This is a genomic window from Parasedimentitalea nitratireducens, assembly GCF_057444295.1.
Genome location: NZ_JBYAXC010000002.1, coordinates 221,400 through 234,180, shown reverse-complemented (window position 1 = coordinate 234,180; position 12,781 = coordinate 221,400). Strand labels below are relative to the sequence as shown.

Sequence of the window (12,781 nt, the reverse complement as noted above, 5' to 3'; positions counted from 1 at the left end):
CTTGGTGTCCCCAATGATTAAGGATTCGCGCGCATGCAAGAGCAACGCCAGCTTGTCGAAGTCGACGGAACACCGGATCGACCTCACCGGTTTGTCTTTGTTTTAATGGACAAATTCACGATGCTTTGCTTCTCAGCAGCGCTGGAAAGCCTTCGCATTGCCAACCGCATGAGTGGTAAAGAACTATACTCTTGGGTCCTTGCCGGAGAAGGCGGGGAACAAGTGACCTGTTCGGCGGGGACAACTTTTCAAGTCGACATCGACTTTGAAGAGCTCCAACGCGACGACACGATTCTGCTGTGTAGTGGAATCGAAGTACAATATTCGACAACTAAAAAGCTGCTGGCGTGGATTCGTCGAGAATCACGTAAAGGTCTTATGGTTGGAGGGCTTTGCACCGCGGCTTACACCCTTGCACGTGCCGGCCTATTGGACGGAAAAAAAGCGACAATCCATTGGGAAAACGCCGACAGCTTTGCCGAAGAATTTGATGATGTAGAACTTACCAAATCAGTTTTTGTCTTAGATGGTAAGCGCATGACCACGGCTGGCGGTACCGCTTCTATTGATCTGATGCTAAAGCTGATCGCCAATGATCATGGAGAAGAGTTGGCCAATGCAGTTGCTGACCAGTTAATCTATTCCTCAATCCGGACAGACCAAGACAGCCAACGTTTGTCGGTGCCAACTCGTATCGGCGTGAGGCATCCGAAATTGGCAAAAGTCATCCAAATGATGGAAGCCAATATAGAAGAGCCCATTAGCCCATCGATCCTGGCAAAAGATGTAGGCATGTCAACGCGTCAGCTCGAACGCCTATTTCGCCGTTACTTGAACCGGTCTCCCAAGCGGTACTACATGGAACTAAGGTTGCAGAAAGCCCGCAACCTTTTGATGCAAACAGATATGAGCGTGATCAATGTAGCCTTGGCTTGCGGTTTTGCCTCACCGTCGCACTTTTCCAAGTGCTACCGGTCTCACTATAACACGACGCCTTACCGCGAGCGTGGCAGCATAGCTTCGAAACAGATGACCTAAACAATCAAAACTTGCTGAAGATTACATCGGAGTTGGTGTTCAGGTTGAACTTGAGCACCACTAAATCATCGTCCCTTTGATGCAGAAAAGCATAGAAAAACACGTAACTTAGCCCGGTCCAATACACGCGGGCTTCCTGTGAAAACCCCAACCCAAGATCAACAGTTTTGATAACAGCAACATCTGTAAAGTTCTTGGGCATCACGGATTTCATCTGCCGTTCTAACGCCTTCAGCTCTTCCTTGGTCAGCTCATCTCTACCTCCAAGTTGGAGTATTAATGTCTGGAACTCTCTCGACATAACGTGAGCATTGACGAAGCTTTCATAAGCTCCATAGTCCTTGAAAATTGAATCTTTCGCTGCGGCGAGCTCCGGCAGAACAACAAGTACAATGGCCAAGAGTAAGTGTTTCATGGATCTTCACCTCTTTAACGTGAGCGTCAATGGGCTGGTGTGATCTTGTAGATGGAGCCATTTGACTGTGAAGCAAACCAAATGCTTCCATCAGGTGCTTCGACCACATCACGGACGCGCCCGGTCTCAGGACCGGTCAAACGCTCTCTCTCTTGTAATTGTGATCCAGACAGTCTGGAAATTAAGTCAAACTTCAACGAGCCAACAAAAAAATTGCCTTTCCAATCAGGCCAGAGCTTACCCGAGTATATCATCATACCAGATGGGGCAATCGATGGGTCCCAGTACCATTGGGGTTGCTTCATACCTGGCTTAGCGCCCCCCTCCCCAATTTTGGCCCCTGAATAATGGCGCCCGTATGAGATAACCGGCCAGCCATAGTTTGCCCCCTTTTGGACCCGGTTAATTTCATCTCCGCCTTTGGCTCCATGCTCAACCGCCCAGATGTTTCCACGTAAATCCATCGCAAGACCCTGCGGGTTTCGATGCCCAAAAGACCAGATTTCTGGTAACGCACTCTGATCATTAACAAATGGATTGGTTGAGGGTACTGACCCATCTCTACTGAGGTGAACTATTGATCCCTGATGAAGTGACCGGTCCTGAGCGCTGTCAGGGTCGCCACGTTCCCCTAGTGTTAGAAAGAGTGAACCATCTCTTGCTTCGATCACGCGCGACCCAAAATGTTTGGATGATCTCGAACCGGCATTCATTTCGAAAATCACCTGCACTTTTTGCAAGCGACTGAAGTCTTTTGTGAGCTGCCCAACCGCAAGAGCTGTTCCAGAGCCTCGTCGCATGGGTTTTGAAAAAGTAAGGAAAATCTGCCGACTTTGGCCAAAATCACGCGGCACCATAACATCCAGCAGACCACCCTGCCCTCGCGAAACAACACGTGGTGTCCCCTTGATACGCTGCTTTTTATCTCCCTTAACGTAGAACAAATCGCCACTGCGCTCGCTAACTAAAAAACCACCTTCGGGTATAAACGCAATAGCCCACGGAACGTCGAAACCATCGGCCATTTTAGTCAAGTTGAGCTGGCCCTGACTGCTGCTAAGGGTTTGTGCATACAAGGGAACTGACACAAAACACGCAATCAAAAGACAAATAAGATTTCTCATAACCAAAGCCCCCAACCACACGCCACTCAGTGTAAGAGAATAGAACTCACTTGCTAGCCCTTTGCGCAGAATTGCCGCTCTGACAACTCTACAAAAGATAAACGAAAGGTTGAGGGGACTTTTCTTTTTTGACTCGCTTGCCTAGGGTCCAATTCGAACAGTCATGTTCCAACAATGGGAGATATCAATGAAAAAGTTTCTTATGGCCTCTGCCGCAGTCGCTCTGACCGCAGGCACCGCATTTGCTGGTGGCCACGCAAAAGAAGTTAAAATGGGCATTCTTTTTGGCTTTACTGGTCCAATTGAATCGCTGGCCCCTGCAATGGGCGCTGGTGCAGAACTGGCCATGGCCGAAGTCACAAAATCCGGCGCTCTGCTGGATGCCGCAACTGTAACACCAATGCGCGCTGACACTGGCTGCATCGACAACGGCCTGTCGACTGCAAACGCTGAAAAAATGCTGGCCGATGGCGTTAGTGCTATCATCGGTGGTGACTGCTCGGGCGTAACCGGTGCGATCTTGCAAAACGTTGCAATTCCAAACGGCATGGTCATGATCTCACCATCCGCCACGTCTCCTGGTCTGTCGACCATGGAAGACAACGGCCTGTTCTTCCGTACAGCGCCATCTGATGCACGTGAAGGTCAGGTTATGGCTGATGTCCTGATGGACCGCGGCGTAAAGTCGATCGCTCTGACATATACCAACAACGACTATGGTAAGGGTCTGGCTGACGCGATCAAAACATCGTTCGAAGCTGTAGGTGGCGAAGTGACCATTTCTGCCGCACACGAAGATGGCAAAGGCGACTACTCTGCCGAAGTTGGCGCACTGGCATCTGCTGGTGGCGACATCCTGGTGGTTGCTGGTTACCTTGACCAAGGTGGCTTGGGCATTATCCAGTCGTCGCTGGACAGCGGTGCATTTGACAAGTTCGGTCTGCCAGGCGGCATGATCGGTGACTCTCTGCCAGCTAACGTTGGCCCTGATCTGGACGGTTCGTTTGGTCAGATTGCCGGTTCCGGTGGTCAAGGCGCCGAAGCCTATTTTGCAATGGCAAAAGAAGCTGGCTTTGACGGTTCTTCGCCTTACTCGCCAGAATCCTATGACGCTGCTGCGCTGGCAATGCTGGCTATGCAGGCTGCCAACTCCAAAGATCCAGCTGATTACGGCGCCAAGATCATGGATGTTGCCAACGCTCCCGGTGAGAAAATCTACCCTGGTGAACTGGCAAAAGGTCTGGAACTGCTGAAAGCTGGCACTGACATCGACTATGTTGGCGCATCAGATGTTGAGCTGATCGGCCCAGGTGAAAGTGCTGGATCCTACCGTGAGATCGAAGTACAGGCTGGCAAGAACGAAACCGTAAAGTTCCGCTAAGTGCGGTTGTAACGGTTACTAAAGAACAGCCCGGGTTTTTCCCGGGCTGTTCCAAATCTAGGGCTGCAAATTTGCAGTTGGGGGAAGAATGAAATGATCGTCGTCGAAGACGTGCACAAGCACTTCGGCGGGTTCCATGCCGTTGATGGTGCAACGCTGGAAATCGCCAAGGGCTCTATAACCGGTTTGATCGGACCAAACGGTGCCGGAAAAACCACTCTTTTCAATGTAATCGCGGGCGTTCTTCCACCCACTTCTGGTCGGGTGACCATGGATGGTGAAGACATCACAGGCCTGCCTCCGCACACCTTGTTCCACAAGGGTTTGCTGCGCACTTTCCAAATCGCGCACGAGTTTTCATCCATGACCTGCCGGGAAAACCTGATGATGGTTCCCGGTGGCCAATCTGGTGAAACATTGTGGAACACTTGGTTTGGTCGCAAGCGGATTGCCGACGAAGAGCGCGCCCTACGTGCCAAGGCCGATGAGGTGATGGAATTTCTCACCATCGAACACATCTCGGACCTAAAGGCCGGACAGATCTCAGGCGGTCAGAAAAAGCTGCTGGAACTCGGACGCACCATGATGGTGGATGCCAAGATCGTGTTCTTGGATGAGGTCGGCGCCGGCGTGAACCGCACCCTGCTCTATACCATTGCAGATGCCATCAAGCGCTTGAACGAAGAGCGTGGATATACCTTTGTCGTCATCGAGCATGACATGGAGTTCATCGGCCGTCTGTGTGACCCGGTGATCTGTATGGCCGAGGGAAAAGTGCTGGCTGAGGGGACCTTGGACGAGATCAAAGCCAATGAGCATGTGATCGAAGCGTACCTGGGCACAGGGCTGAAAAACAAAGATAAACTGGAGGCCGGAGCATGAGCGGCAATCCATACCAAGACGATCGCGGCAACAAAGACGCGACGATCACAAGAACCGAGGGCATGAGCTCGATGGAAGCCGGGCTAAAGCACAGCGGTGAAGTTAAGCCCGCTGATCCAGGAAGTCCGTTCCTGATCGGCGACACCATGACTGGTGGCTATGGCAAAGGCCCTGACATCTTGCATGACTGTACAATCGCCGTGAACCGCGGCGAAATCGCAGTGATCGTGGGCCCTAATGGCGCCGGTAAATCCACCGCCATGAAGGCGGTGTTTGGCATGCTGAACGTCCGTTCTGGCAAGGTGCTGTTGGACGGCGAAGACATCACCAACCTCAGCCCGCAGGATCGCGTGGTCAAAGGCATGGGGTTTGTTCCCCAAACCAGCAATATCTTCACCTCGATGACGGTGGAAGAAAACCTGGAGATGGGGGCGTTCATTCGTACCGACGATATTCGCGACACCATGGAGCAGGTCTATCACCTGTTTCCGATCCTCAAAGACAAGCGAAACCAGCCTGCTGGCGAGTTGTCTGGTGGTCAACGCCAACAGGTGGCCGTAGGTCGTGCTCTAATGACACAGCCCAAAGTTCTGATGCTCGATGAACCTACGGCCGGCGTGTCACCCATTGTCATGGACGAGTTGTTTGACCGGATCATCGAGGTTGCCCGCACCGGCATCCCGATTTTGATGGTGGAACAGAACGCCAGACAAGCGCTTGAAATCGCAGACAAAGGCTATGTCCTTGTTCAGGGGCGCAATGCCTATACTGGCACAGGGAAAGAACTATTGGCCGATCCCGAAGTCCGCAAATCGTTCTTGGGAGGGTGACGTAATGAGAACTGTAGCAGTTTCATGTTTGCTTTTAGTCACCGCATCCGAAATAGCATTCGCGACTTCGAGTAATTCGACATTTCTTACTAACGAATCGAAGAGTGCAAAGGCGCAGTCAGGTATCGTTCTAAACTGCACTTTCTCTCAGCTCTGCGAGCGCACTAGCTGTAGCGATATGCCGGAAACTCGCAAGCTAATACTTAGTCCAGTAAGTCTTACTGGACCGGAAAACCAAGCTTATCGTGACGGCGTTTGGCGTGGCGTTTGGGCGAATGACAAATCGATCCTGGGTGTTTCCGGTGCGATTTCAGAAGGCTCGTTCACTGGTTTTGTAACTGGACAGAACGGCGCGCGCACGATGCTCACGACATATTTTGACGATGGTTCCACGCAATACACATCGCACAACTTAACCGAACGGACGGCTGTTAGCCACTTCGGGCAATGTAAGGTTGAAGACTAATGGATCTTCTTAACGCCCTTGTGGCGCTCACCAACTATGTGATGATCCCCGCAGTTGCCTATGGCAGCCAGCTGGCGCTTGGCGCGCTTGGGGTCACTTTGATTTACGCTGTGCTACGGTTCTCCAATTTCGCCCACGGTGACACAATGGCCTTTGGCGCCATGGTGACCATTCTGGTGACCTGGTGGATGCAGTCGATGGGGATCAACCTCGGCCCACTTCCCACCGCCCTGCTGGCCCTGCCCTTTGGTATCTTGGGCTGTATGGCACTGCTGCTGTTCACAGATCGGGTTGTCTATCGGTTTTATCGCGACCAAAAAGCCAAACCGGTGATCTTTGTGATGGTCTCGCTCGGCGTGATGTTCATCATGAACGGTCTAGTGCGCTTTATCATTGGGCCTGGTGATCAACGTTTTTCAGACGGCGAACGTTTCATCATTTCCGCGCGAGAATTCAAAGCGATGACGGGCCTACAAGAAGGCTTGGCGCTGAAAACTAGCCAGGGTCTTACCGTAATCACCGCAGTTGTGGTGGTCGCAGCCCTGTTCTGGTTCCTGAACCGCACCCGCACAGGCAAATCCATGCGCGCCTATTCCGATAACGAGGATCTGGCGCTGCTGTCGGGCATCAACCCTGAACGAGTGGTGATGTACACGTGGATGATCGTCGCCGGCTTGGCGACCATTGCCGGCGTTCTGTACGGTTTGGATAAATCCTTCAAACCTTTCACCTACTTCCAGCTGCTGCTGCCCATCTTTGCGGCCGCAATTGTGGGTGGTTTGGGTAATCCAATTGGCGCCATCGCTGGTGGCTTTGTTATCGCGTTTTCCGAGGTTTCAATAACTTACGCCTGGAAAAAGGTGCTCAAATATTCGATGCCAGAAAGCCTGGAGCCTGACGGATTGGTGCAGTTGTTGAGTACGGACTACAAATTTGCCGTGTCCTTCGTGATCCTTTTGATCGTTCTTCTGTTCAAGCCAACTGGGCTTTTCAAAGGAAAATCAGTATGACCGATACTGTAAAACACTCACTTATGTTTGCCTTTGTCGGTATGCTTCTTATCCTTGATGGCACTACCAGCTATGGCATTTTCTCCGGCTCTTGGAACTCTTCCCTTGGCATCCTGAACATGGGTCTGGTTTCGGCCATCATGGCCTTGGGCGTAAACCTTCAATGGGGTTTCGCTGGTTTGTTCAACGTCGGCATCATGGGCTTTACAGCTCTTGGGGGGCTGGCGGTTGTGTTGGTTTCCACCTCTCCTACACCAGGTGCTTGGAGCCAGGGCGGTATTGGCATCATGATGGCCTTGATTCTGGGAGCACTGACAGTCATTGCGGCAGTTTTTGTCACCAAATCAATGCCTAGCGGCAAGAAGCGCCTTGCTGTCCTTGCGGCGGTACTGATTGGCGGGTTCTTTCTCTACCGAGCTGTTTTTGATCCTGCCGTCGCTGGAGTTGAAGCCATCAACCCGGCCGCTACAGGTAATCTTGGCGGCTTGGGCTTGTATGTTTTGCTGGCGTGGCCTGCTGGCGGGCTGCTGGCTGCAGGAGCCGCATGGTTGATCGGTAAAACGGCATTGGGACTGCGTTCAGACTATCTGGCGATTGCGACCCTTGGTATTGCTGAGATCATCATCGCGGTTTTGAAGAACGAAGACTGGCTGTCGCGCGGCGTGAAAAACGTCGTTGGTTTACCACGTCCTATGGCTTACGAAATCGACTTGCAGAAAAGCACTGACTTCGTGGAACGCGCTGCGTCTCTGGGCTTGGATCCTGTCACGGCATCCACACTATATGTCAAAGTCACCTACTCTCTGTTGTTCACAGCCGTGCTACTTGCTTTGCTGTGGATGGCCCAAATGGGACTAAAAAGCCCTTGGGGCCGCATGATGCGTGCCATTCGTGACAACGAAGTTGCAGCCGAGGCTATGGGCAAAGATGTGACTCGTCGCCACCTGCAGATCTTTGTGATGGGATCTGCCATCTGTGGCATTGCAGGTGCGATGATGACAACACTGGACAGTCAGCTGACCCCTGGAACCTATAACCCGCTACGGTTTACATTCCTGATCTGGGTGATGGTTGTGGTTGGTGGATCCGGCAATAACTTTGGCGCGGTTTTGGGCGGATTGTTCATTTGGTTCTTTTGGATCAAGGTTGAGCCAATGGGCGTCGCACTTATCGAGTTGGTCACATCTGGAATGTCAGAAGATAGCCCATTGCGTGCACATCTGCTTGAGAGCACGGCCCATATGAGATTGTTCACCATGGGTCTGATATTGCTACTTGTGCTCAGGTTTAGTCCACGAGGGCTCATACCTGAAAGATAGACAATAAAAACGCCACCCAGAAAAACCTGGGTGGCGTTTTACTTTTCCAGCTGCCGAAACATCCCGGCAGCGTCAGCGGCCTTTGAACAGCCCACCCAAAATTCCGCGTACAATTCGGCGCCCAGTTGTACCTTTGAGCTCTTTGATCACCGCTTCGCTCATTGCTGAACCAAACGTATCTCGTGGTCGGTTCACCCTTGAGGAAGAGCGGCTAACTCTTCGGCCAGTATACCGTCGCGCTGAATGATACTCCCGCTCCATCGGAGGCATGGTTTCGGCCTTTTCCTCAGAAGCCTCTGCCTCAGTCGCGGCTTGTTGAGCGCGTTGGGACAAGATCTCATAAGCCGAGAGTCGATCTACCACCTTGTTGTACTTGGTTCCCATGTCAGATGACGACATGATCTCAGCTCGCTCTGACGTAGTAATTGGCCCCAGCTGCGAACTTGGAGGACGGATCAACGTACGTTCAACAACTCCGGGAATTCCTTTCTTCATCAACATCGATGTAACAGCTTCGCCAACGCCAACCTCGCGTATGGCCTCTTCTGTCGAGAACAAAGGATTCTCTCGGTAGGTTTCTGCTGCCAACCTTAGATTCTTACGATCACGCGCTGTAAACGCGCGCAACGCGTGTTGTATGCGGTTCCCGAGTTGGCCAAGAATATCCTCGGGCACGTCAGCGGGGTTTTGGGTGATGAAATAGATCCCAACACCTTTTGAACGGATCAGCCGAGCAACTTGTTCCACTTTGTCGACCAAGGCCTTGGGCGCGTCGTCAAACAACAAATGTGCTTCGTCGAAGAAGAAGACCAACTTGGGTTTGTCCGGGTCGCCAACTTCTGGAAGTTCCTCGAACAGTTCACTCAGCAGCCACAGCAGAAACGTTGCATATAACCCCGGAGAAGCCATCAGTTTGTCAGCCGCCAGTATATTCACCATCCCCTTGCCCGAGGAATCGCAACGCATTAGATCACTTAGCGCCAGCGCAGGTTCGCCAAACAACTTGTCTCCACCCTGGTTTTCAAGCACCAGCAATCGGCGTTGAATTGCGCCAATCGAAGACGTCGACACATTGCCATACCGAAGCGACAGCTGATCGCGATTTTCACCAATCCAGACCAACAAGGCCTGCAGGTCTTTCAAATCCAGCAGCGGCAGCCCTTCGGTGTCTGCAAGTCTGAACGCGATATTCAGTATACCTTCTTGCGGCTCGCTCAGTTCCAGCAACCTAGCCAACAGCAAAGGACCCATCTCAGCGATTGTTGTCCGGACGGGATGGCCCTGCTCGCCGAACAAATCCCAGAACGTTACCGGGCACGCATGATAGGAATAGTCGTCAAATCCGATCTGTTCGGCGCGCGACATAAACGCATCGTGCAATTTGTGTGAAGCGTCGCCAGATTTTGCGAGCCCTGACAGATCACCTTTAACGTCCGATAGGATTACCGGCACACCAGCGTTAGAAAATCCTTCGGCAAGTATTTGTAAGGTTACAGTTTTCCCCGTTCCGGTCGCTCCGGCAACCAGGCCATGCCGATTGGCGTATCTAAGGCTGAGCGTTTGTTTGGTGCCATAATCGACACCACCTCCACCTACAAAAATTGTCTCATCCATGCCTTAGGTATCCTGCTCAAATTCAGTTTTTCGCCTTCAAATACAAAGTTAACCTTTGTGTGCAAAACTAACAATTGTCCACAGCTACTATCCTGGTAGCAAGTGGGCATTCCTCCCTGTCAGACTGGGCCGTGCTTTATGAGCACGGCCATTTTTTTACTTCAACAGGACACACGCTTTTCATAAAAAATCAGAGATATACAGTCTGTGGACGTTTTTTTTCTCCGTAGCTGTTGACCGATCGTCGCCCCTTTCGTAACGTCTGTCCCAATAACTAAGTCGGCCAGTCCGACGGGGAGAAAAAAAACGGAAAAGGGGACCTTATGGGTTCCCTTTTTTGAATTTGTTTCCAGCGTGTTCGTGGCACGCAAAGCAAACCTTGAAACTCCCCCCAAAAACCATCGTTAATTTAACTGACACTGCTTAAACGTCATGATATTGCCAATGCGGAAGTCCATAAAAACGAGGCATTCATGTTTAAATTCCTGCCCCCACTTTCGCTTGCTGCTATTATGGCGCTAGCAGTCCCATTGGCAGCACAAGACACCACTACGGATGCCGATGGCTCCGACGTTACACAAACAGACCCATCTTCGGAAGCAACAGCTGATCAAGGCCTCGACCTTGGCCAACCAGTCGACGCTGGACCGCAGGTTGGTGACCGGTACTCTCAAGAGAAACATGGGGACTGGGATCTTGCATGTGTCAAAACAGACGCTGAGACAGACCCTTGCTCACTCCTGCAGATTTTGACTGACAGCAACGGGAATCCCATGGCGGAATTTTCGATGTTCCGCCTCGGAGATCAGGGAGGTCAGGCTGTCGCGGCAGCTACTGTGATTGTACCATTGGAGACGCTTCTTCCTGCAGCTTTGACAATTTCTGTCGATGGCGCACCCGGAAAACGCTACAACTATTCCTTCTGCAGTCCGCTGGGGTGTGTGGCTCAAATTGGGCTTACTGCTTCAGATATCGAGGCCCTGAAAAAGGGAAGCCAGGCGACACTTTCTCTACGCCCTGCCCCTGCTCCAGATCAGATTATTGAGATGCAGCTTTCGCTCAAGGGCTTCACAGCAGGCTACAACGTAGTAGACGTTGTTCAACAATAAGCCCTTTGCCTAAAACATATTGCAAAGCCGCCGTATCATTGTCATCGGCGGCTTTGTTGTTTCTGCGCTTTCAAATTTTCCTGAGTGCCAGCACAGCATTGAGTCCACCAAACGCAAAAGCATTGCTAAGGGCAACGTTAACCTGGCAATCTCGTGCCTCGTTTGGAACAACATCCAGCGCACATTCAGGATCCGCCTCTTCATACCCAATTGTTGGTGCAATCACTCCATCACGCAAAGCCATAATGCAGGCCAACAACTCAACAGCCCCGGTTCCCCCGATAAGATGACCATGCATCGACTTTGTAGAGGACATCATCAAACGATCTGCGTGCGGACCAAAGACATCAGCAACTGCAGCGCATTCGGTTTTATCATTGGCTGCGGTGCCGGTACCGTGGGCGTTAATATAGCCCACCTCTTCAGGGTTTATCTGAGCGTCCTTTAGGGATCCCGCGATCGCCCGAGCTGCACCGTGCTTGCTAGGCATAACAATATCCGAAGCATCGGAAGACATCGCAAACCCGATAACTTCACACAGAACCTCGGCACCGCGGGCTTTGGCATGATCAAAATCTTCAAACACAAAAATACCGGCACCTTCACCTTGTACCATTCCATTGCGGTTCGCACTAAACGGGCGACAGGCGTCTTTTGACATAACCCGTAACCCCTCCCAGGCTTTTACACCGCCAAAGCACAGCATCGACTCGGATCCGCCAGTTACCATTGTGGGCGACATTCCCGAACGAACCATCTGAAATGCTTGAGCCATTGCATGGTTCGATGACGCACAGGCGGTAGAAACCGTAAAACTTGGGCCCTTTAGATTGTGTTGCATCGAGATGTGGCTTGCGGCAGCATTGTTCATCAACTTCGGGACCACAAAGGGGTGAACACGGTTTTTTCCGTCTTCATAAACGGATCGATAGTTGTCGTCCCATGTGGAAACACCGCCGCCTGCAGTTCCAAGCACAACCCCCGCTTTGGCTGCCAGTTCACCGGTGAACTCCAACCCGGATTGTTCAATAGCCTCTTTCGCGGCAGTCAGCGTAAACTGAGTAAACCGATCATACAGACTCATTTGTTGCCGATTAAAGCGTCCTTCGGCTTCGAAACCGCGAACTTGCCCGCCGATTCTGATCGTTAGTCTCTCAACGTCCCGGAAACGTAATTCACCGATACCACAGCGGCCTTCACGCATGGCTTCAAACGTTTCTTCTACCGAGTGGCCCAAAGCATTGATTGTGCCCGCTCCAGTGATGACTACCCGTTTCATAAATCAACCTTCGGCATGTAGGTTCTTGTTATTTTTCAGAAACAAGCTTTTCGATGCCGACGATAATCGCGCCAACGCTAGAAATATCGAAGTCACTTTTTTCAGGTTCGTTGGCATTGAAGGGCACAGTAATGTCGAACTCTTCTTCAATAGCAAAAATGCTCTCAACTATCCCAAGGCTGTCAATGCCAAGGTCAGCCAGCGTACTGTCCAGCGTAACGTCAGAAGGTTCAAGCACTGCCTGCTCTGCGATTATGGCAATCAATTTGTCCTGAATACTCATGTTCGACCTCTAAAGCCTGATCTTGGGTTGA

The 12,781-nt window shown here is 51.5% G+C and carries 13 protein-coding genes; 8 read left to right on the top strand and 5 right to left on the bottom strand.

What is annotated here, in order from left to right; genetic code table 11:
* The first annotated feature begins 33 nt into the window (after positions 1 to 33).
* The gene (locus AC2T28_RS06860; protein WP_486748231.1) at positions 34 to 1,038 is read left to right on the top strand and encodes a GlxA family transcriptional regulator; all 1,005 of its coding nucleotides are present in this window, start codon (positions 34 to 36) and stop codon (positions 1,036 to 1,038) included.
* 4 nt (positions 1,039 to 1,042) lie between these two features.
* Here the strand turns inward: AC2T28_RS06860 and AC2T28_RS06855 are convergent, their stop codons facing one another.
* Positions 1,043 to 1,453: a hypothetical protein gene (locus tag AC2T28_RS06855; RefSeq protein WP_486748230.1), complete on the bottom strand. Its 411-nt coding sequence runs from the start codon at positions 1,451 to 1,453 to the stop codon at positions 1,043 to 1,045.
* Between the two features lie 26 nt (positions 1,454 to 1,479).
* Positions 1,480 to 2,577, bottom strand: coding sequence for a PQQ-dependent sugar dehydrogenase (locus AC2T28_RS06850; RefSeq protein ID WP_486748229.1), 1,098 nt, complete (start codon positions 2,575 to 2,577; stop codon positions 1,480 to 1,482).
* 187 nt (positions 2,578 to 2,764) lie between these two features.
* Here AC2T28_RS06850 and AC2T28_RS06845 point away from each other — a divergent pair, with 187 nt between their 5' ends.
* From AC2T28_RS06845 to AC2T28_RS06820, 6 genes are all read left to right on the top strand, one after another.
* Positions 2,765 to 3,958, top strand: a complete 1,194-nt coding sequence (locus tag AC2T28_RS06845) for an ABC transporter substrate-binding protein (protein ID WP_486748228.1) — start codon at positions 2,765 to 2,767, stop codon at positions 3,956 to 3,958.
* Between the two features lie 93 nt (positions 3,959 to 4,051).
* Positions 4,052 to 4,840 (top strand): ABC transporter ATP-binding protein, encoded by a 789-nt coding sequence (locus tag AC2T28_RS06840; protein WP_486748227.1) that lies wholly within the window; start codon positions 4,052 to 4,054, stop codon positions 4,838 to 4,840.
* Complete coding sequence (locus tag AC2T28_RS06835; protein WP_486748226.1) at positions 4,837 to 5,670, top strand: ABC transporter ATP-binding protein; 834 nt, start codon at positions 4,837 to 4,839, stop codon at positions 5,668 to 5,670. The genes AC2T28_RS06840 and AC2T28_RS06835 overlap by 4 nt, the downstream gene beginning before the upstream one ends.
* A gap of 4 nt (positions 5,671 to 5,674) precedes the next feature.
* Positions 5,675 to 6,136: a hypothetical protein gene (locus tag AC2T28_RS06830; protein ID WP_486748225.1), complete on the top strand. Its 462-nt coding sequence runs from the start codon at positions 5,675 to 5,677 to the stop codon at positions 6,134 to 6,136.
* Complete coding sequence (locus tag AC2T28_RS06825; RefSeq protein ID WP_486748224.1) at positions 6,136 to 7,146, top strand: branched-chain amino acid ABC transporter permease; 1,011 nt, start codon at positions 6,136 to 6,138, stop codon at positions 7,144 to 7,146. Before AC2T28_RS06830 ends, AC2T28_RS06825 begins: the two co-directional genes overlap by 1 nt.
* Positions 7,143 to 8,465, top strand: coding sequence for a branched-chain amino acid ABC transporter permease (locus AC2T28_RS06820; RefSeq protein ID WP_486748223.1), 1,323 nt, complete (start codon positions 7,143 to 7,145; stop codon positions 8,463 to 8,465). Before AC2T28_RS06825 ends, AC2T28_RS06820 begins: the two co-directional genes overlap by 4 nt.
* Before the next feature lie 72 nt (positions 8,466 to 8,537).
* On the opposite strand, the gene AC2T28_RS06815 is transcribed toward AC2T28_RS06820, so the two are convergent.
* Positions 8,538 to 10,079 carry a helicase HerA-like domain-containing protein gene (locus AC2T28_RS06815; protein WP_486748222.1) on the bottom strand — a complete coding sequence of 514 codons (1,542 nt, stop codon included), beginning with the start codon at positions 10,077 to 10,079 and terminating at the stop codon, positions 8,538 to 8,540.
* Positions 10,080 to 10,552: 473 nt separating this feature from the next.
* On the opposite strand from AC2T28_RS06815, the gene AC2T28_RS06810 reads away from it, so the two are divergent.
* On the top strand, positions 10,553 to 11,188 hold the full coding sequence (locus tag AC2T28_RS06810; RefSeq protein ID WP_486748221.1) for an invasion associated locus B family protein: 636 nt from the start codon (positions 10,553 to 10,555) through the stop codon (positions 11,186 to 11,188).
* A gap of 70 nt (positions 11,189 to 11,258) precedes the next feature.
* Here AC2T28_RS06810 and AC2T28_RS06805 read toward each other — a convergent pair whose 3' ends face one another.
* Positions 11,259 to 12,467, bottom strand: a complete 1,209-nt coding sequence (locus AC2T28_RS06805; protein ID WP_486748220.1) for a beta-ketoacyl-[acyl-carrier-protein] synthase family protein — start codon at positions 12,465 to 12,467, stop codon at positions 11,259 to 11,261.
* 28 nt (positions 12,468 to 12,495) lie between these two features.
* Entirely contained in the window at positions 12,496 to 12,750 is a 255-nt protein-coding gene (locus AC2T28_RS06800; RefSeq protein ID WP_486748219.1) for an acyl carrier protein, read from the bottom strand.
* Positions 12,751 to 12,781: the final 31 nt, after the last annotated feature.

Coding starts and splice junctions, on each gene's coding strand:
- AC2T28_RS06860 (WP_486748231.1), top strand. CDS start 34: ATGCAAGAGCAACGCCAGCTTGTCGAAGTCGACGGAACACCGGATCGA.
- AC2T28_RS06855 (WP_486748230.1), bottom strand. CDS start 1,453: ATGAAACACTTACTCTTGGCCATTGTACTTGTTGTTCTGCCGGAGCTC.
- AC2T28_RS06850 (WP_486748229.1), bottom strand. CDS start 2,577: ATGAGAAATCTTATTTGTCTTTTGATTGCGTGTTTTGTGTCAGTTCCC.
- AC2T28_RS06845 (WP_486748228.1), top strand. CDS start 2,765: ATGAAAAAGTTTCTTATGGCCTCTGCCGCAGTCGCTCTGACCGCAGGC.
- AC2T28_RS06840 (WP_486748227.1), top strand. CDS start 4,052: ATGATCGTCGTCGAAGACGTGCACAAGCACTTCGGCGGGTTCCATGCC.
- AC2T28_RS06835 (WP_486748226.1), top strand. CDS start 4,837: ATGAGCGGCAATCCATACCAAGACGATCGCGGCAACAAAGACGCGACG.
- AC2T28_RS06830 (WP_486748225.1), top strand. CDS start 5,675: ATGAGAACTGTAGCAGTTTCATGTTTGCTTTTAGTCACCGCATCCGAA.
- AC2T28_RS06825 (WP_486748224.1), top strand. CDS start 6,136: ATGGATCTTCTTAACGCCCTTGTGGCGCTCACCAACTATGTGATGATC.
- AC2T28_RS06820 (WP_486748223.1), top strand. CDS start 7,143: ATGACCGATACTGTAAAACACTCACTTATGTTTGCCTTTGTCGGTATG.
- AC2T28_RS06815 (WP_486748222.1), bottom strand. CDS start 10,079: ATGGATGAGACAATTTTTGTAGGTGGAGGTGGTGTCGATTATGGCACC.
- AC2T28_RS06810 (WP_486748221.1), top strand. CDS start 10,553: ATGTTTAAATTCCTGCCCCCACTTTCGCTTGCTGCTATTATGGCGCTA.
- AC2T28_RS06805 (WP_486748220.1), bottom strand. CDS start 12,467: ATGAAACGGGTAGTCATCACTGGAGCGGGCACAATCAATGCTTTGGGC.
- AC2T28_RS06800 (WP_486748219.1), bottom strand. CDS start 12,750: ATGAGTATTCAGGACAAATTGATTGCCATAATCGCAGAGCAGGCAGTG.